This is a genomic window from Streptomyces sp. NPDC001410, assembly GCF_042895235.1.
In the GTDB taxonomy this organism is placed as follows: Bacteria; Actinomycetota; Actinomycetes; order Streptomycetales; family Streptomycetaceae; genus Streptomyces.
In genome coordinates this window covers 318357-336318 of sequence record NZ_JBIAWE010000008.1, presented here as the reverse complement: position 1 = coordinate 336318, position 17962 = coordinate 318357, and the positions used below count along the sequence as shown (strand labels likewise).

Annotated in this window: 13 protein-coding genes; 9 read left to right on the top strand and 4 right to left on the bottom strand. The window is 71.4% G+C overall.

The annotated features are described in order from the left end of the window. The first annotated feature begins 272 nt into the window (after window positions 1–272). The 7 genes from ACFY3C_RS19785 (at window position 273) to ACFY3C_RS19755 (ending at window position 8067) form a co-directional block, all read left to right on the top strand. On the top strand, window positions 273–1226 hold the full coding sequence (locus ACFY3C_RS19785) for a diacylglycerol/lipid kinase family protein (RefSeq protein ID WP_390771659.1): 954 nt from the start codon (window positions 273–275) through the stop codon (window positions 1224–1226). 297 nt (window positions 1227–1523) lie between these two features. After that, entirely contained in the window at window positions 1524–3986 is a 2463-nt protein-coding gene (locus ACFY3C_RS19780; protein ID WP_390771658.1) for a SpoIIE family protein phosphatase, read from the top strand. A gap of 67 nt (window positions 3987–4053) precedes the next feature. After that, entirely contained in the window at window positions 4054–4824 is a 771-nt protein-coding gene (locus ACFY3C_RS19775) for a transposase (protein ID WP_390771657.1), read from the top strand. A gap of 31 nt (window positions 4825–4855) precedes the next feature. Further along, on the top strand, window positions 4856–6145 hold the full coding sequence (gene pcaC / locus ACFY3C_RS19770) for a 4-carboxymuconolactone decarboxylase (protein ID WP_390771656.1): 1290 nt from the start codon (window positions 4856–4858) through the stop codon (window positions 6143–6145). Between the two features lie 35 nt (window positions 6146–6180). Then, window positions 6181–6816, top strand: coding sequence for an MBL fold metallo-hydrolase (locus ACFY3C_RS19765; RefSeq protein WP_390771655.1), 636 nt, complete (start codon window positions 6181–6183; stop codon window positions 6814–6816). A 36-nt stretch (window positions 6817–6852) separates the two neighbouring features. After that, window positions 6853–7632 carry an exodeoxyribonuclease III gene (locus ACFY3C_RS19760; RefSeq protein ID WP_390771654.1) on the top strand — a complete coding sequence of 260 codons (780 nt, stop codon included), beginning with the start codon at window positions 6853–6855 and terminating at the stop codon, window positions 7630–7632. 15 nt (window positions 7633–7647) lie between these two features. Beyond that, window positions 7648–8067: a DUF6278 family protein gene (locus tag ACFY3C_RS19755; protein ID WP_390771653.1), complete on the top strand. Its 420-nt coding sequence runs from the start codon at window positions 7648–7650 to the stop codon at window positions 8065–8067. Between the two features lie 121 nt (window positions 8068–8188). On the opposite strand, the gene ACFY3C_RS19750 is transcribed toward ACFY3C_RS19755, so the two are convergent. Both ACFY3C_RS19750 and ACFY3C_RS19745 read right to left on the bottom strand, forming a co-directional pair. Next, window positions 8189–9754 (bottom strand): alpha/beta fold hydrolase, encoded by a 1566-nt coding sequence (locus ACFY3C_RS19750; RefSeq protein ID WP_390771652.1) that lies wholly within the window; start codon window positions 9752–9754, stop codon window positions 8189–8191. 106 nt (window positions 9755–9860) lie between these two features. After that, complete coding sequence (locus tag ACFY3C_RS19745; protein ID WP_390771651.1) at window positions 9861–10613, bottom strand: hypothetical protein; 753 nt, start codon at window positions 10611–10613, stop codon at window positions 9861–9863. A gap of 142 nt (window positions 10614–10755) precedes the next feature. Here ACFY3C_RS19745 and ggt point away from each other — a divergent pair, with 142 nt between their 5' ends. After that, a complete protein-coding gene (ggt, locus tag ACFY3C_RS19740) occupies window positions 10756–12558 on the top strand; it encodes a gamma-glutamyltransferase (protein ID WP_390771650.1) in 1803 nt (600 codons plus the stop codon). Window positions 12559–12576: 18 nt separating this feature from the next. Here ggt and ACFY3C_RS19735 read toward each other — a convergent pair whose 3' ends face one another. Both ACFY3C_RS19735 and map read right to left on the bottom strand, forming a co-directional pair. After that, complete coding sequence (locus tag ACFY3C_RS19735; protein WP_390771649.1) at window positions 12577–15117, bottom strand: ATP-dependent Clp protease ATP-binding subunit; 2541 nt, start codon at window positions 15115–15117, stop codon at window positions 12577–12579. 97 nt (window positions 15118–15214) lie between these two features. After that, a complete protein-coding gene (gene map, locus ACFY3C_RS19730; RefSeq protein ID WP_390771648.1) occupies window positions 15215–15991 on the bottom strand; it encodes a type I methionyl aminopeptidase in 777 nt (258 codons plus the stop codon). Between the two features lie 75 nt (window positions 15992–16066). On the opposite strand from map, the gene ACFY3C_RS19725 reads away from it, so the two are divergent. After that, window positions 16067–16318, top strand: a complete 252-nt coding sequence (locus tag ACFY3C_RS19725) for a helix-turn-helix domain-containing protein (protein WP_386576170.1) — start codon at window positions 16067–16069, stop codon at window positions 16316–16318. Window positions 16319–17962: the final 1644 nt, after the last annotated feature.

The following is a 17962-nucleotide window of genomic DNA, read 5'->3' as shown; positions in this document are numbered from 1 at the left end:
TACGCCGTGAAGGAGACGACGTCGGCTCGGCGGTGGTCAAGGCGTTATGGGCACCGCCGCATCCCAGGTGCGGATCCCCAGGCCGAGCTGCAAGCTGATGCCATAGGCCGTAACCGTCGAAGGAGTGTCATGGTGGCGGTGGCCGCAGACGCAATAGCCGGACCGCCGGTCCGGTGGGGGACGGAGCAGTCAGCTGCGGGCGTGATCGCGGCAAACCTGCTGTCGTCAGTGAGGCGCGCTCGGCTGATGCACGCGGCTTCAGGGTACGCGCCGTGACCGAGAACGCGCCGCGGCCGACGACCGGCGCACGGCGGCCCTGTGTGATCGTGAATCCGCGTTCGGGGGGAGGGAAGGCGAGCCGGTTCCGGATCGCGGAACGCGCCCGCACGCTCGGAGCCCAGGTGTTCCTGATCGATCATTTCCGGCTCCAGGATCTGGCGACGGTCGCCAGACGTGCGGTGGACGACGGTGCGGATCTGCTGGGCGTGGCAGGCGGAGACGGTACACAGGCGCTTGTCGCAGAGGTGGCAGCGGAGAGCAACCTGCCCTTCGTGGTCGTTCCGGCGGGTACCCGCAACCACTTCGCCATGGATCTCGGCCTGGACCGTGAGGATCCCTCGGCCGCGCTGGAGGCCCTCACGGACGGCGTCGAGCTGCGCGTGGATCTGGGGTACGCGGGCGAGCGGGTGTTCGTGAACAACGTCTCGTTCGGTGCTTATGCCGCCTTGGTGCAGGACCCGGCTTATCGGGACGACAAGCTTGGCACGGCCGTGCGCATCCTTCCGGAATTCCTGGCCCGCCACGAGGGCCCGGAGCTGGTGGTCCGTACCGGGCTGCTCACCGTGGACGGGCCGGATGCCGTGCTGGTGAGCAACAACCCCTACCAAGTGGATGACCCGGCCGGGCCCGGCAGGAGGGCGCACCTCGACTTCGGTCTCCTGGGAGTGCTGGCCGTCAGGGCGGAGACGCCCGCCGAGACGGCCACGAGGCTGCGCAGCGGGCAACCGCACGGCCTCACCCGTCTCGCCACGCCTGACGACGTCGTCGTCTACGCCGACGTCCCGGCCCTCCCCGCCGGGCTGGACGGCGAAGCCGTCAGCCTGCCGACTCCCGTGCGGTGCCGCATCAGCCCTCGGGCACTACGGGTATGGGTTCCCCGGCATCGTCCCGGCGCCCAGTCTGCCGGGCGACCGCCAGGGTGGGCTGCCATCCGACGGGTGGTCTGAGCCTCGGGGAGCCGCTCCCACCCGCCGTGCATGCTCCGCGGAACCCGCCGCCCGTCCGTTCACTTGTAGAGCCGTGAGCTGGAGCCCACGCGTCTGAATTTTCGATCACCTGTGAAGGTCTTGACGTCCAAGCCATTACGTCTGATGATTTCATCAGGAATGGGCAATTTGCTCTGATATGACACATGCCGCACCGTGTGCCGGTCACCGGGACATCGTCGTTCACCACCGCTGCACACAGGGTCGCCGGGCCACAGGCCGACGCTCCTACTTCCGCACCGATGGGATGGACCGCGAATGACCAACATTGACCACACCCTCCTCGCCGAGCCGGTGAGCCTCCCTGAGGTGCCCGACGCCGCGATAGCGATGATCGATGCCGAGGGCATCGTCGTGGGGTGGACGCACGCCGCCCAGCAGCTCGTCGGCTATATGGCCGGGGAGGTCGTGGGCCGGTCCGCCGTACACGTGCTGCCGCCTCCCGAGGACGCACGGAGGGCTTCGGCGTTCTCCGAGCAGTGCCGTGCGCGGGGCGGCTGGTCCGGCACTGTCGCGATACGCCACCGCGACGGCCACACGCTCAGGATGACGCTGCGGGTCTCGCTGCTGCGGGGGCAGGACGCCGGCACCCGGTGGCTGGTGTCCGTGACGGACACAGGATCTCTGTCCTCGGGGGCGACCGGGGGACCGGTGCGGGAGTCGCTCCTTGCCCGAGCCCCGATCGGCATCGTCGTTTATGACGCGCAGCTGCGCTGTGTCTGGGTGAACGACGCCATGGAGCGGCACGACGGCGTGCCTCGTCACCGACGCTTCGGGCGCGGTCTGAAGGACTCACTGCCCGCCGTCGAGGCCGAAGCGCTCAAGGTGGTGATGCGACAGGTGCTGCAGAGCGGCACGACGACGGTGCACGAGTACCGTGCGTGGCCGCCTGCGGACCGCCCCCGCGAGCACGCGTTCTCCGCCTCCTTCTTCTGTCTCCAGGGCGCGGACGGCACGCCGCTGGGCGTGTGCTCCATGACCGTGGACGTCACCGGAAACAAGCGGGCGCGCGAGCGCCTCGCCATCCTCAGCGAGGCCAGCACGCACATCGGCAGCTCCCTCGACGTGATGCAGACCGCCCAGGAACTGGCAGAGCTCACCGTGCCCCTGCTGGCCGACCACGCCGTCGTCGACCTGGTGGAGTCGGTTCCGTTCGGACTCGAGCCCGCCGCACGGATCGGCACGACGAGCGGACGCCGCCCTGTGTTGCGCCGTGCCGGGGTGGCCTCCGTCGACCAGGGTGTCCTGGAGATGCCAGCGGTGCGTGAAGAGGTGATCCACGTCCCCCCGACCTCGTCGTTCGCCGCCGTCCTGCGCACGGGCAGATCTCACCTGGAACCGGTGCTGGACACTCATGCCGGCCCCTGGGTCGACCACGATCCGACGCGTGCGCAGAAGGTACGCGACAGCGGCGTCCACTCCTTGATGGTCGTACCCATCCGTGCCCGGCGCTGCGTGCTGGGACTGGCGCTGTTCGGCCGTTCCACGGAACAGACGCCGTTCCAGGAGGACGACCTGCTCCTCGCCGAGGAGCTGGTCACCAGGGCCGCGCTCTGTTTGGACAACGCGCTCCAGTACGCGCGCGAGCGCACCGCCGCTCTCACGCTGCAACGCGACCTGCTCCCTCACCGGGTGCAGGGCGGTGCTGCCCTCGAGGTCGCCTCGCGCTATGTGCCCGCCGACATGGACCACGGTGTGGGGGGCGACTGGTTCGATGTGGTCGAGCTGTCCGGCGCACGGGTAGCGCTGGTCGTCGGCGATGTGGTGGGACACGGCATCAACGCTGCGGCGACCATGGGCAGGTTGCGCACCGCCGTGCGCACGCTCGCGGACCTCGACCTGCCCCCGGACGAACTGCTGGCGCACCTCGACGACACGGTCCGGCGACTGAACGACGAGGACGCCGACGACACCGACCGGGTTCCCGCGGTCGTCGGTGCCACCTGCCTGTACGCCGTCTACGACCCGGTCTCCCGACGGTGCACGCTGGCACGCGACGGGCATCCGCCGCCCCTGGTCGTCGACGCACAGGGCGGAGTCACCGTCCCCGACCTGCCGGCCGGAGCCCCGCTGGGCCTCGGTCTCGGCCTGGTGCCTTTCGAGTCCGTGGAACTGGAACTGCCCGAAGGAAGCGTGCTCGCCCTCTACTCCGACGGCCTGGTGGAGTCCCGCGGCGAGGACATCGACGTCGGCCTGCGGCGTCTGGGCGCCGCCCTGGCACAGCCCGGTGCCGCCCTGGAGGACCTGTGCTCGCGGGCGATGGAGACCTTGTCGGCGCAGGCACCGGCCGACGACGTCACTCTGCTCCTTGCGCGGACGCGCGCCCTGCCACCCGCCCAGGTCGCGTCCTGGGATCTGCCGAACGAACTCGTCACCGTCCCGACGGCCCGGCGTCTGGCCGCCCGTCAACTCCGTGAATGGGGTCTGGAGCCGCTGGTGACGGCCGTGGAGTCGCTCGTCAGTGAACTGGTCACCAATGCGATCCGCCACGGCGACGGCCCGATCCGCCTACGGCTCATTCAGCACCGGGTGCTTACCTGCGAAGTCTCCGACACCAACACCGGTCGGCCACGCTCCCGCCATCCCGGCAATCTCGACGAGCACGGCCGCGGCCTTCATCTGGTCGGTCGGCTGTCGCGCAGGTGCGGTTTCCGCTCCGTAACAGACGGCAAGGTCGTCTGGGCCGAACAGGACCTGCCATCCCCAACAGGTGCCCGCTGAGCGCCGACAGCCGCCACAGGATCCCCATCTGCCGTAGTCGCGGAACCTCGAAATGAAAGCCAGAGACATGGACCCATCGGATGTTGAAAACGCCGACCCGGCAGGCGCCTTTCGAGGTGCGACGAGCGTCTCCGGCCCCGGCGGCTGGCCGCCCGCCTTCGACGGTCTGGCCGCGGCCGTGCTCGACGATCGGGGCACGGTGGTGGGGTGGACCGGCACAGCACAGGACCTGACCGGCCGTGCCGATCCGCAGCTGAGGGAGGAACTCGCCGGGCTGGGCAACGCAGAACTCTTCCGCACCTGCGCCGGGCTCGTCGACGACAGCCCGAACCACAAGGCCGGCGAAGGGGCGGTGCTCCACGCCACCCACGTGACCCTGGGGCTCCTTGCCCGGCGCATCAAGCGGCTCAGCGAAGAGGTCCAGGAGCTGGAAGGCCGCCTGACCCGGCTGGTGGAGCGCCACGCTCCGCAGCTGCTCGAGGTGGTGGGCATCGGTCCGGACGCCGCCGTCACTTTGCTGATCACGATCGGGGACAACCCGGAACGCCTGGGCAGTGAGGCGTCGTTCGCGGCGCTGTGCGGAGTCAGCCCCGTCGAGCGTTCCTCGGGCAGTCGCAAGTACCGTCGCCTCAACCGCGGCGGCGACCGGCAGGCGAACGCGGCCCTGCACCGGATCGTGCAGACCCGCCTGCGCGTCGACCCACGTACCCAGGAGTACTACGAACGCCGCAACAAGGAGGGCAAGACCCGGCGCGAGATAGTCCGCAGCCTCAAGCGCTACGCGGCACGAGAGGTCTTCCACCTGGTCAGACCTGTGCAGCCACAACCCCCGCCATAGGGGCAGTGTGAGACGTGAGAGGGTCTGGGGCGTGAGCGAGACACCACCGAACACCCTGCAATACCGCTTTGACGGGCCAGAAGACGCCCCGGTCCTGATCCTGGGTCCCTCACTGGGTACCACATGGCACATGTGGGACCGCCAGATCCCCGAGCTGACGAAGCAGTGGCGGGTCTTCCGGTTCGACCTGCCGGGCCACGGCGGCGCCCCCGCCCACCCGGTCGGCTCCGTCGGTGAGCTGGCGGCCCGCCTGCTGGTGACCCTGGACGCGCTCGGTGTGCAGCGCTTCGGCTACGCGGGCTGTGCGCTGGGCGGTGCGATCGGCATCGAGCTGGCCCTGCGCCACCCCGAGCGCCTCGCCTCGCTCGCACTGGTCGCCGTCTCACCCCGGTTCGGCACCCCCGACGAGTTCCGCCAGCGCGGGGTGGTCGTTAGGACCAACGGGCTCGACCCGATCGCCCGGACCTCGCCCGACCGCTGGTTCACCGGCGGGTTCGCCGCCGCGCAGCCCGCGATCACCGAGTGGGCCGTACAGATGGTGCGCACCACGGACCCGGGCTGCTACATCACCGCCTGCGAGGCCCTCGCCGGGTTCGACGTCCGGGCCGAGCTGGGCCGGGTCGGCGCGCCGACCCTGGTGCTGGTCGGTTCCGAGGACCAGGTAACCGGACCGGCCGAGGCCCGTACCCTGGTCGCGGGGATACCGGACGCCCGGCTCGCGGTCGTGCCCGGCGCCTCCCACCTGGTGCCGGTGGAGCAGCCCGCCGCCGTCACCGACCTGCTGGTCCGGCACTTTTCCACCGCCTGGCTGCAGCCCTTCGACACCGCTCAGACGGCCCTCCCGGCCGTCCCCGTCAACCCGGCGCTGACGGCGGCGCCCCAGGTCGTGCCGGTCGCCGAGATCGCCCCCGCCGTCGCACCGCCGCAGCCGCTCGATCTGCCCGACCGGTACGAGGCCGGGCTGAAGGTCCGCCGGGAGGTGCTCGGCGACGCGCACGTGGACCGGGCGCTGTCCCAGGCCGACGAGTTCTCCGGGGGCTTCCAGGAGTTCATCACCCGCTACGCCTGGGGCGAGATCTGGGACCGGCCCGGCCTGGACCGCCGCACCCGCAGCTGCGTCACGCTCACCGCGCTGGTCGCCGGCGGCCACCTGGAGGAGCTGGCCTTCCACACCCGCGCCGCCCTGCGCAACGGCCTCACCCCGGACGAGATCAGGGAAGTGCTGCTGCAGGCGGCCGTGTACTGCGGTGTCCCGGCGGCGAACAGCGCGTTCCGGGTGGCCCAGCAGGTCATCCGCGAGGAGACCACCCCCGCCGAGTGAGCCCCGGGCCGCCGCAGACGGCAGGATGGGGAGACATGAAGCTCACCAAGAAGTCCCACGCCTGTGTCCGCCTGGAGAAGGACGGGCGGACGCTCGTGATCGATCCCGGCGGGTTCAGCGAGCAGGACGCGGCGGCCGGCGCGGACGCGATCCTGGTCACGCACGAGCACCCGGACCACTTCGACGAGGGCCGGCTGCGGGCCGCCCTGGAGGCGAACCCGGCCGCCGGGATCTGGACCCTGAAGTCCGTGGCCGAGCAGATCGCGGCGGCCTTCCCGGGCCGGGTGCACACCGTCGGCCACGGCGACACGTTCACCGCCGCGGGCTTCGACGTGCAGGTCCACGGCGAGCTGCACGCGGTGATCCACCCGGACATCCCGCGCATCACCAACGTCGGCTACCTGATCGACGGTGGGCGGGTCTTTCACCCCGGCGACGCCCTCACCGTCCCCGACCTGCCCGTCGAGACGCTGATGCTCCCGGTGCAGGCGCCCTGGAACAAGATCTCCGAGGTGATCGACTACGTCCGCGAGGTGAAGCCGCAGCGCGCCTACGACATCCACGACGCCCTGCTGACCGACCTCGCCCGTCCGATCTACGACCGTCAGATCGGCGCCCTGGGCGGCACGGACCACCAGCGGCTCACTCCGGGGGCGTCGGCGGACGTCTGAGGCGCGCTGTCACACCCGCCGGGTAGGTTGTGAGACATGCGCATCGCCACCTGGAACGTGAACTCGATCACCGCCCGCCTCCCGAGGCTGCTCGCCTGGCTGGAGAGCAGCGGCACCGACGTGCTCTGCCTCCAGGAAGCCAAGATCGCCGAGGAGCAGTTCCCGTTCGACCAGCTGCGCGAGCTGGGCTACGAGGCGGCGGTCCACGCGACCGGCCGGTGGAACGGCGTGGCGGTGCTCTCCCGCGTCGGCCTGGAGGACGTCGTCAAGGGCCTGCCCGGCGACCCCGGCTACGAGGGCGTGACCGAGCCGCGCGCCATCTCGGCGACCTGCGGCGCGGTCCGCGTCTGGTCGGTGTACGTGCCCAACGGCCGCGAGGCGGACCACCCGCACTACGCCTACAAACTCCAGTGGTTCGAGGCCCTGAAGGCCGCCGTCGCCGGTGACGCCTCCGGCAGCCGTCCGTTCGCGGTCATGGGCGACTACAACGTGGCGCCCACCGACGACGACGTCTACGACGTGGCCGCCTTCGAGGGTTCCACCCACGTGACCCCCGCCGAGCGCGCCGCCCTGGTCTCCCTCCAGGAGGCGGGCCTGTCGGACGTGGTCCCGCGCCCCCTGAAGTACGACCGCCCGTACACGTACTGGGACTACCGCCAGCTCTGCTTCCCCAAGAACCGCGGCATGCGCATCGACCTGGTGTACGGCAACGAGCCGTTCGCGAAAGCCGTCAAGGACTCCTACGTCGACCGCGAGGAGCGCAAGGGCAAGGGCGCGTCCGACCACGCGCCGGTGGTGGTCGACCTGGACGTGTGATGCCAGGCTGGGTCCATGAACATTCCGTTCCTGGGCCCCAGGCACCACAAGAACGGTGGCGCGGTGCTGCCGGCCGACCCCGAGGCGATCGCCGCGCTCCTGTCCGAATGTGAACTGCTCCGCTCCCAGGCGGACGAGGCGGGCGTCCGCCTCGACGACACCCCGGCCTCCCTGGAGGCGCTGGACCAACTGGTCCCGCGCTGGCGCGACGACGCGGAGACGCTGCCCTGGCTGGGCAACGACGCGGGGCTGTACCTGGGCACGGTCGTCGTGCGCACCGTGCCCGGGGCCGGCTGGGAGATCAGGTCCGACGGCGAGCCCGTGCTGCGGCTCGCCTCCGGCCGCGAGGTCGAGGTCGTGGACGCCGGCCGGGCCTGGGCCGCGACCGGCGTCCCCGAACTGTCCCAGCTGTACGGGGAGATCGCCGAGGCCTGACGCCGACTACGCCTGGATCGCAGACCTCGACTACGATGAGCCGTTCATCCCTGTGGTGATGGTGATCTCGCCGAACCGCACCGGGATACAAGGGCCAGGCTCGTCCGGCGGCAGCCGATGATCACTGCTCGCGCACGGGGACGGACACGTATGACGGGTCGTCCGGCGGCGAGGAGAAGGTCAGCTGCGCGCCGGACGGGTTGTGCTCGATGTAGAGCGGGTCGACGGTGTCGACGACCAGCGCGAGGCGGTGCCCGGCGGGTACGTCGTAGGCGGTGGAGAACAGGTCCAGGTTCACGTCGAACGGCTCGCCGGGCGTCCGACCGTGCCAGGTGTAGGGCGCGTTGGTGACCAGCTTGCCGAAGCCGAGCGGACCCACGTCGTACAGGTAGGCGATGAGGGTGCCGCTCTCCTTGGTCGGGGTGAGCGTGGTGTGCAGCGTGGCCGTGCCCCGCACCTGCTGGGCCGTGCCGTACCGCTCCGACTGCCACACGGCCGCCCAGCGGCGCGGCAGCAGCGGGATCGAGGCGACGGGCGGCAGTTGGGCGACCTGGTCCAGGATGCTGGAGAGGAAGACGATCCCGCCGTCCGCGCCCGAGTCGATGTTGGCGTGGATGGTGGTGGAGCCCGCGAGCGCGAGCTTGGTGCGGGTCGCGCCGACCGACTTCCAGTCCGGGTAGCCCTCGTATCCCCCCGCGCTACGGGACTTGAGCTGGACGGGCTGCTCGCGGTCGATGCCGTTGTCGGCGCCCTTGAGGTAGTGGTCGAACCAGCGCCCGGTGTCCGTCCACACGTCGTTGGGCAGCCCGAACAGGCCGGTCAGCTCGGCGGTCGCGTGGTCGCCGGGGCGCATCTCCAGCCGCTTCGGGACGGTCAGCTTCTCGTAGAAGTCGGCGTACGAGTTGGCCGGGAAGATCGTGTCGCCCCAGGCGTTGGCCATCAGGACCGCGGCGCCGTTCTTGTTCAGCTGGTCGACGTAGGTCGCGGCGGAACGCTTGCGCCCCCAGTCGACCATCTCCTGTTCCTTGGTCAGGTTGGAGGCGTAGAAGTTGTCGAAGATCTCCCGGAGTTCGGGGCTCTCGCGGCCGGTGATGATGCCCGCACCGTCGAGCAGGGCGCCCGCCTGGACGTGCTGGGTGCGGCCCGAGTAGATCGAGTCGATCAGGTCGGCCCAGCCGCTGAGCGCGGCGACGGCCTTGATGCGCTTGTCGTGGGCGGCGGCCAGCAGGCTGATGCCGGCGCCGTAGGAGACGCCCGCCATGCCGATGTGCCGCGGGTCGGCGGGGGTGTTGGCGAGCGCCCAGTCGATGACCTTGGAGGCGTCCGCTATGTCCGGCGGACCCGCCACTTCTATCTCGCCGCCGGACTGCCAGAACCCGCGCACGTTGTACGTGAGCACCACGTAGCCGGAGTCGGCGAGCTTCTGCGCCTGGGCGAGATACTCCACCTGCGGCAGGCCCCAGCTCGTGGGCAGCACGATGAGCGGGTAGCTGTGCGAGCCGTCGGCGCCCGCGGGCGTGACGACGTTCGCCTTCAGTACGGTGCCGCCGTCGCCCGTGATGTCCACGAAGCGGACGGACGAGGCGGCCTGGGCGGCCGGAGCCAGGCCGACGACGGTCCCCGCGATCAGCGCCGCGGAGACGACTCCTACGGCGGAGGTACGCCAGGTGGTGCGACCATGTCCCATGGGTCACTCCTCACTCGTGTCAGTGCAAAGTGACCCGACGGTAACCGGCGGACCTTACCGTAAGTAACCCGTCGGTAAGTTACGTGCCGGTAAAGTTTGTTGAGCGTCAAGAGGCCCGGTGCGACGTACGCACGGTTTCCGCCGCCGGCAGAGGCGCCTGCGCCGCCCGTGTCACGTCCGCGACCAGCTCGACCAGATCGGGCCCGTACGCCTGGGAGTTGACCACCTTCAGCAGCAGGACGAAGGTGCTGTTGCCGTGCTTGCGGTGCAACCGCTCGTGGTTGCGGGCGAGATAGCGGGTCGCGGCCTGGTTGGTGATGGCCCGCTGTCCGCAGAACAGGAACACCGGCCGGGTGTTCTCTCCGGCGCTGAGCCGGGCGAGCAGGACGTACTCGGACACGCCCGGCTCCAGGCGGTACCGCTCGCCGCCGATCTGGAAGGCACCACGGTCCGGGCCGGGTTCGGGATCGATGTTCACGCGGATGCCCGGGAGCATCGCCGCCATGTGGGCCAGCATCCGCCGGTTCGACGCGGGGCCGCCCACGCAGAACTCGGTGCGCTCGCCGAACCCCTGCTGGGTCGCGTCCTGCGTCACCATCTGCAGGTGCGCCCCGCAGTCCTTGATCAGGGCGGACAGCTCCAGGAGCGCGAAGACGTCGAAGCGGTGCACGGCCGGCTCCGAGGTGGCCGGGTCGCGGTTGACGACGAGCAGCGACTCCGAGTTCTCGGGCAGCCCGAAGAACTCCTGCTTGCGCCGCAGCTTGCGCTGCCACAGGTAGGTGCGGGCCAGCCACCCCAGCGCGGCACTGATGCCGGCCGCTATGAGGCCCAGGACGATATTGCGCACGTCGTCGTTCATGGCCGCGCATGGTAGCGGGCCCGGGCAACGACTACGTACCGGCGTTCGAACTGTGACGGTCGTGGGGCGTGCGGCCGAGGCGTACTGTTGGCCTTACGGCAATCTCGTTACGCTGCGCGGACGGTCCCGACGGGAGGTACGGATGGGTCGCCCTGGCGCGCGGAAACTGGCGGTGATGGCGGTCTCGGCCGCCATGGTGTCGGTGGGAGCGGCGGCCCCGCCCGCCGGGGCGGGAGAGACGCCCACGAAGGTTCCGGTGGCCGTCGGCTACGGCGGAGCCGTGGCCAGCGTCGACGCGGACGCCTCGGCCGCCGGCATCGAGGTGCTCAGGAAGGGCGGCAACGCGGTCGACGCGGCCGTCGCCACCGCGGCCGCGCTCGGCGTCACCGAGCCCTACTCGGCCGGCATCGGCGGAGGCGGCTACTTCGTCTACTACGACGCCAAGTCCCGTACGGTGCACACCATCGACGGCCGCGAGACCGCGCCGCTGAGCGCCGACGCCGACCTGTTCACGGAGAACGGCAAGCCGCTCGCCTTCGCCGACGCCGTCAGCAGCGGCCTGAGCGTCGGCACCCCGGGCACGCCCGCCACCTGGCAGACGGCGCTGGACCAGTGGGGCAGCAGAAGCCTCGGTACGGTCCTCAAGCCCGCCGAGCGGATCGCCCGCGACGGCTTCACCGTCGACGACACCTTCCGCGCGCAGACCGCGTCCAACGAGACCCGGTTCCGCTACTTCCCCGACACCGCCCGGCTGTTCCTGCCGGACGGACAGCTCCCGGTCGTCGGCTCCACCTTCAAGAACCCCGATCTGGCCCGCACTTACCAGGAACTGGCCAGGAAGGGCGTCGGCGCGATCTACCAGGGCGACCTGGGCGACGACATCGTCGACACGGTGAACAAGCCGCCGGTGGACCCGGGTTCGGGCTGGAACGCCCGCCCCGGCAAGCTGGAGGAGAAGGACCTGGCCGCCTACGACGCCAAGCTCCAGAAGCCCACCAGGACCTCGTATCGCGGTCTGAACGTGTACTCCATCGCGCCCTCCTCCTCCGGCGGCACCACCGTCGGCGAGGCGCTCAACATCCTGGAGAAGACCGACCTCTCGAAGGCCGGCGAGGTGCAGTACCTGCACCACTACATCGAGGCGAGCCGCATCGCCTTCGCCGACCGCGGCCGCTGGGTCGGCGACCCCGCCTTCGAGGACGTACCGACCAAGGACCTGCTCTCGCAGCGGTACGCGGACTCGCGCGCCTGCCTGATCAGGGACGACGCGGTCCTCAGCAGTCCGCTCGCACCCGGCGACCCGCGTCACCCCGCCGCCTGCGGCACCGGCGGTACGGCGGCCCCGACGACGTACGAGGGCGAGAACACCACCCACCTGACCGCGGCCGACAAGTGGGGCAACGTCGTCGCCTACACGCTCACCATCGAGCAGACCGGCGGCAGCGGCATCACCGTGCCCGGCCGGGGCTTCCTGCTCAACAACGAGCTGACCGACTTCTCCTTCGCCCCGGCCAACCCGGCCGTGCACGACCCGAACCTGCCCGGCCCCGGCAAGCGGCCGCGCTCCTCCATCTCACCGACCATCGTCCTCGACCGGCACGGCCGGCCGGTGGTGGCGCTCGGCTCGCCCGGCGGCGCGACCATCATCACCACTGTGCTGCAGACCCTGACCGAGTTCCTCGACCGGCATCTGCCGCTGGTCGACGCGATCGCCGCCCCGCGCGCCAGCCAGCGCAACGCGGCCCAGACCGAACTCGAACCAGGCCTGTACAACAGCGACTTGAGGACTCGGCTGGAGGCCATCGGGCACAGCTTCAAGCTGAACCCGGAGATCGGCGCTGCCACCGGCGTCCAGCGGCTGCCGGACGGCAGGTGGCTGGCCGCCGCCGAGAAGGTACGCCGCGGCGGCGGCTCGGCGATGGTGGTCCATCCGGCGGCGCCGTGACCCGCACACCCGTGACCCTCACACCTCGGGAGCGGACGGCTGCGCCTGCTGTGCACGGAAGTCCAGCCGTCCGTCCCTGACGTCCACCGTGACCCGACTGCCCGGGGCGATCGTGCCGTCCAGCAGCAGCCGGGACAGCTGGTTGTCGACCTCGCGCTGGATGGTGCGGCGCAGTGGGCGCGCGCCGTACTCGGGCTGGTAGCCGCGCTCGGCGATCCAGTCGACGGCCGCGTCCGTGAACTCGACCGCGACGCTCTGGCCGTCCAGCAGCCGGCGGGTGCGCTCCAGCAGCAGGTCGGTGATCTGCCGCAGCTGCTCGCTCGTCAGCTGCCGGAACACGACGATCTCGTCGATCCGGTTCAGGAACTCCGGCCGGAAGTGCTCGCGCAGCGGGCGCAGGATCTGCTCGCGCCGCGCCTCCTCGTCGGCCTGCGCGCCACCCGGCCCGAAGCCGATCCCGGCACCGCGCCGGGTGATCACGTCGGAGCCGAGGTTGCTGGTCATCACGATGACCGTGTTGGTGAAGTCGACCGTGCGGCCCTGCGAGTCGGTCAGCCGCCCGTCGTCCAGGACCTGCAGCAGGATGTTGAAGACGTCCGGGTGGGCCTTCTCCACCTCGTCGAGCAGGAGCAGCGAGTACGGGTACCTGCGCACCACTTCGGTGAGCTGGCCGGCCTCCTCGTGGCCCACGTACCCGGGCGGAGCGCCCACCAGCCGGGAGACGGTGTGCCGCTCCTGGTACTCGCTCATGTCGAGGCGGACCATGCGGTCCTCGCTGCCGAACAGGGCCTCGGCGAGCGCGCGGGCCAGCTCGGTCTTGCCGACGCCGGTCGGGCCGAGGAACAGGAAGCTGCCGATCGGCCGGTCCGGGCTCGCGAGCCCGGCGCGGGAGCGCAGTACGGCCTCGGCGACCACGCTCACCGCCTCCTCCTGGCCGACCACCCGCTGGTGCAGATGCCCCTCCAGACCCAGCAGCCGCTCCTTCTCCTCCTGGGTCAGCCGGCTCACCGGGATGCCGGTCTGCCGGGACACCACCTCGGCGATGGCCTCCGCGGTCACCTCCAGGTTCTGCCCCTCGTCGGCCTCGTCCCCGCCACTGGCCTCGGAGATCCGCTGCTTCAGCGCGCCGATCTTGTCCCGCAGCTGGGTGGCCTGCTCGTACTGCTCGTCGGCGACCGCCTGGTCCTTGTCGCAGACGAGCTGCTCCACCTCGCGCTCCATCGTGCGCACGTCGGTGCCCTTCGTCCGGGCGCCGAGGCGCACCCGGGCGCCGGCCTGGTCGATCAGGTCGATCGCCTTGTCGGGCAGGCGCCGGTCGGTGAGATAGCGGTCCGACAGCTCCACGGCGGCCACCAGCGCCTCGTCGGTGTACCGGACCTGGTGGTGGGCCTCGTACCGGTCGCGCAGGCCGCGCAGGATCTCGATCGTGTCCTCGGCGGTCGGCTCGGGCACCAGGACCGGCTGGAAGCGGCGGGCCAGCGCCGCGTCCTTCTCGATCCGGCGGAACTCCTCCAGGGTCGTCGCGCCCACGATGTGCAACTCGCCGCGGGCGAGCGCGGGCTTGAGGATGTTGCCCGCGTCCATCGCACCGCCCTCGCCGCCCGCACCGGCGCCGACGACCGTGTGCAGCTCGTCGATGAAGACGATCAGCTGGTCGGAGTGGGTGCGGATCTCCTCCACGATGTTGTTCAGACGTTCCTCGAAGTCGCCCCGGTAGCGGGTGCCCGCGACGACCCCGGTCAGGTCCAGGGCGACCACCCGCCGCCCGGCCAGGATGTCCGGCACGTCCCCGTCCGCGATCCGCTCCGCGAGCCCCTCCACGATGGCCGTCTTGCCGACACCCGCGTCGCCGATCAGCACCGGGTTGTTCTTCCCGCGCCGGGACAGCACCTCGATGGTCTGCTCGATCTCCTCGTCGCGGCCGATGACCGGGTCGACACGCCCCTCCCGGGCCAGCTCGGTCAGATCGCGGCCGTACTTGTCGAGCGTCGGCGTGGACGTGGGACGCTGGCGCTCCGTGCGCGTCTGGGTGGCCTCAGGGGCCTCGGGCGGCAGGGCGGCCGGCGAGAAACGGGACGCGTGCAGGATGTGCCCGGCCGCCGAGTCCGGGTTCGCGGCCAGCGCGCTCAGCACGTGCTCCGGGCCGATGTACCCGGCACCGGTCGACCGCGCCAGCTCGTGCGCGTCGAGCAGGGCCCGCTTGACGGCCGGGGTGAGCGAGAGCGACGTCGGCGGGGGTGTCTCGCCCGGGGGGTGCTGGACGGGGCCCGCGCGGTCGTCGATCTCCGTAGCGAGCGAGTCGGGGTCCGCACCGGCCCTGCTGAGCAGGGACCGGGTGGGCTCGGTGGCCAGGGCCGCGCGCAGCAGATGCTGCGTGTCCAGGTCCCGGCTGCCGTGCTCGGCGGCGTACTGGGCGGCCCCTCTCACCATCTCCCGGGCCGGCTGGCTGAGCAGGCGGCCGATGTCGATGTGGCGGGGGCGCTCGGGTCCGCCGGGGGTGCTGCCGAGGAAGCGGCCCAGGAAATCACCGAAGGGGTCGGGAGGGTAGCCGTTGGTCATGGCGTTCCGTTCCTTTGGTGTCCGTTCATAACACCTTGGCACGGATGGTCTCCGACGGCATCGCGGCGGAGCCGCAGATCGACAGGATCCCGCGCCCCTAGGGGGTTTCCCTTGCGGTAAGGACGCGAGGTCCCGTTTCCGTGATCGCCACGGTGTGCTCGGCGTGGGCTGCGCGGGAGCCGTCGCTCGTGCGCAGGGTCCATCCGTCGCTCGCTTCGTAGTAGGCGTCCTTGCCGCCGCCGATCAGCATCGGCTCGATCGCCAGGACCATGCCATGACGCAACGGAAGTCCCCGGCCCGCGCGGCCCTCGTTCGGGACCTCCGGGTCCTCGTGCATGTGGCGGCCTACGCCGTGACCGCCGAAGCCGGCGGGGATGCCGTAGCCCGCCGTGCGGCAGACCCGGCCGACGGCGTGGGCGATGTCGCCGATGCGGTTGCCGACGACGGCTGCCGCGATGCCGGCCGCCAGGGCGCGCTCGGCGGTGTCGACGAGGCGCAGGTCCGCCGGGCGGGGACGGCCGACCGTGAAGCTGATCGCCGAGTCGCCGGCCCAGCCGTCCAGGTGGGCGCCGCAGTCGATGGAGACCAGGTCGCCGTCACGGAGGCGGTAGCGGGTGGGGATGCCGTGCACGATCGCGTCGTTGACCGAGGCGCAGATCACCGCCGGGAAGGGGGTCGGGGCGAAGGAGGGGCGGTAGCCGAGGAAAGGGGAGGAGGCCCCGGCCTCGCGCAGCACCTCCCGCGCCACCTCGTCCAGCTCCAGCAGGGAGACGCCGACGGCGGCGGCCTTTCGTACAGCGGTCAGGGCTCGTGCGACGACCCGGCCTGCGGCGTGCATCGCGTCAAGGGACGTGTCCGTCTTCAGTTCCACCATGCCAATTACTATACCGGTATTTGAATGGGGATGGCGGTATGGGCGCGGCAGGGGGGCGGTATTAGAATGGGTGCCATGGTGCGCACCCCCCTCACTCCCGAAGAGCGTGAACGCGGCGAACGACTCGGGCAGTTGCTGCGCGAGGCGCGCGGCGGGCGGAGCATGGCCGAGATCGCGGCGGAGGCGGGCGTCTCGGCCGAGACGCTCCGCAAGATCGAGACCGGGCGGGCGCCGACCCCGGCCTTCTTCACGGTGGCCGCGCTGGCCCGGGTGCTCGGGCTGTCCATGGATGACCTGGTGGCGCAGTGCGTGCTGGTGGGTGTCTGAAACACGCCAGCGGTGCGCCGGTCCGCGCAAGAGTCAAGATCGCGCAATGAGCCGCCCGCACACTCCCGGAAAACTCTGCGTAGCAAGCCCGTAACACAGCTGGTGTTGCCTGGCGGCCGGAGTGCTGGCAGTCGGGCGGGAGTCGGGCATGGCTGTGGATCAACTCCCCGGTCGGGTGCGGGAGTTCGCGAACTACCTGGACGGCCTCCTGGGGCGCCTGGATCAGGGCGGCGGGTGGTGCGGGGTCTTCTGGCAACGTGACCCCGAGGGCATGCAGGCCTGCCTCGACGGGCATGAGGTGCCGCCGTGGGACGTGGTCGAGGCGCTGCTGCAGGACCTCCACGCGGCGTTCGGCCCCGCCGCGGCCGCGGCCGAGCGGGAACGCGCCCGCGTCCTGCACGCCGCCGCCGTCTCGGCGTACGACGCCCGGCCCGGCGCCCGGGACGCCCTGCGCGACCGGCTCGATGTGATGCTCCGCGAACAGCGGTACGCCGCGGAACGCCAGGCCGAACTGAACCGCCTCCTCACCGAGGCACCCTCCCGCGAGGAGGCCGACACCCTCCGCCTGGACCTCGCCTGGGCCCACGACGACCACGAACGAGCCACCGCCCGCTGCGCCGAACTCCAGGCCAGGATGGCGAACCTGGACCGCAGGGCGGTGGAAGTACCGCTCCTGGACGGGTCGGAAGCCCGGGGTGGGGGCGAGGGGGGAGCGCCGGGCCCTGACGGCGCATCGGTGACGCCGGAGCACCATGGGGCTGCTGTCGGGGCCTTCGGCGGCGCCGTGGGGGCGGATGGGGGCGGTGGGTCGCGAGGGGCGCGTGCGGAGGATTTTCCGCGTGCGGAGGGCTTGCGTGGTGGCGGGGCTGTGGGTGGTGTCGGTGGGGCGCGGGCGTCTGGTGCGGAGGGTTTTGGCGGTGGCGGGGCGGTAGGTGACGGTGGTGCGTTGCGGGCGTCGCGTGGTGGCTTTGGCGGTCCTGCGCGGGCGGGTGGCGATGGTGGGCCGCTTGCGCCCGGCGCTGACGGCTACGGCGGGGCCGGGGCAGGTGGCGGGTCTCGTACGTCCGGTGCGGAGGGCTTCGGCGGAGCCGCGGCAGTCGGGGGCGGCGGGGCTGCCGCGCCCGGAGGGGCGGGAGCTCCTGGCGCCGCCTGGCGTGGAGCCGGGTCGGCCCCGTTCCCCTCACACGATGCCCGGGCCGCCGGCCACGACGGACGGTTCGCCGCGTCTGCCGGTGACGGTCAGGACTCCTGGTTCGCCGGGCCGGTCGCCGACCACGCCCCACGGCCCGCCGCGCCGGACGCCGGCCCTGTGGCCCGTCAGGCCGGGTCCGTGATGGGTCCTTCCTCTTGGCCTGCCGCGTCGGGTGCTGGCTCTGTGGTTGGTCGGGCGGAGTCTGCGGTGGATCCGGCCGCACGGCCCGCCGCGCCGGACGCCGGCCCTGTGGCCCGTCAGGTCGGGTCCGTGATGGGTCCGTCCTCCTGGCCCGTCGCGTCGGATGCCGGCCCTGTGGTTGGTCAGGCGGAGTCCGCGCCGGGTCCGGCCTCGCCGCCCGCGATGTCGTACGCCGACCCTGTGGTTGGTCAGGGGGGTCCGTCGATGGATCCGGCCCCTTGGCCCACCCGGGCGGACGCCGGCCCGGTGGC

What these genes read in the sequence shown, in the direction of transcription:
- ACFY3C_RS19780 (WP_390771658.1), top strand. Translation starts at nt 1,524, where the DNA reads ATGACCAACATTGACCACACCCTCCTCGCCGAGCCGGTGAGCCTCCCT.
- ACFY3C_RS19775 (WP_390771657.1), top strand. Translation starts at nt 4,054, where the DNA reads ATGGACCCATCGGATGTTGAAAACGCCGACCCGGCAGGCGCCTTTCGA.
- ACFY3C_RS19765 (WP_390771655.1), top strand. Translation starts at nt 6,181, where the DNA reads ATGAAGCTCACCAAGAAGTCCCACGCCTGTGTCCGCCTGGAGAAGGAC.
- ACFY3C_RS19760 (WP_390771654.1), top strand. Translation starts at nt 6,853, where the DNA reads ATGCGCATCGCCACCTGGAACGTGAACTCGATCACCGCCCGCCTCCCG.
- ACFY3C_RS19755 (WP_390771653.1), top strand. Translation starts at nt 7,648, where the DNA reads ATGAACATTCCGTTCCTGGGCCCCAGGCACCACAAGAACGGTGGCGCG.
- ACFY3C_RS19750 (WP_390771652.1), bottom strand. Translation starts at nt 9,754, where the DNA reads ATGGGACATGGTCGCACCACCTGGCGTACCTCCGCCGTAGGAGTCGTC.
- ACFY3C_RS19745 (WP_390771651.1), bottom strand. Translation starts at nt 10,613, where the DNA reads ATGAACGACGACGTGCGCAATATCGTCCTGGGCCTCATAGCGGCCGGC.
- ggt (WP_390771650.1), top strand. Translation starts at nt 10,756, where the DNA reads ATGGGTCGCCCTGGCGCGCGGAAACTGGCGGTGATGGCGGTCTCGGCC.
- ACFY3C_RS19735 (WP_390771649.1), bottom strand. Translation starts at nt 15,117, where the DNA reads ATGACCAACGGCTACCCTCCCGACCCCTTCGGTGATTTCCTGGGCCGC.
- map (WP_390771648.1), bottom strand. Translation starts at nt 15,991, where the DNA reads ATGGTGGAACTGAAGACGGACACGTCCCTTGACGCGATGCACGCCGCA.
- ACFY3C_RS19725 (WP_386576170.1), top strand. Translation starts at nt 16,067, where the DNA reads ATGGTGCGCACCCCCCTCACTCCCGAAGAGCGTGAACGCGGCGAACGA.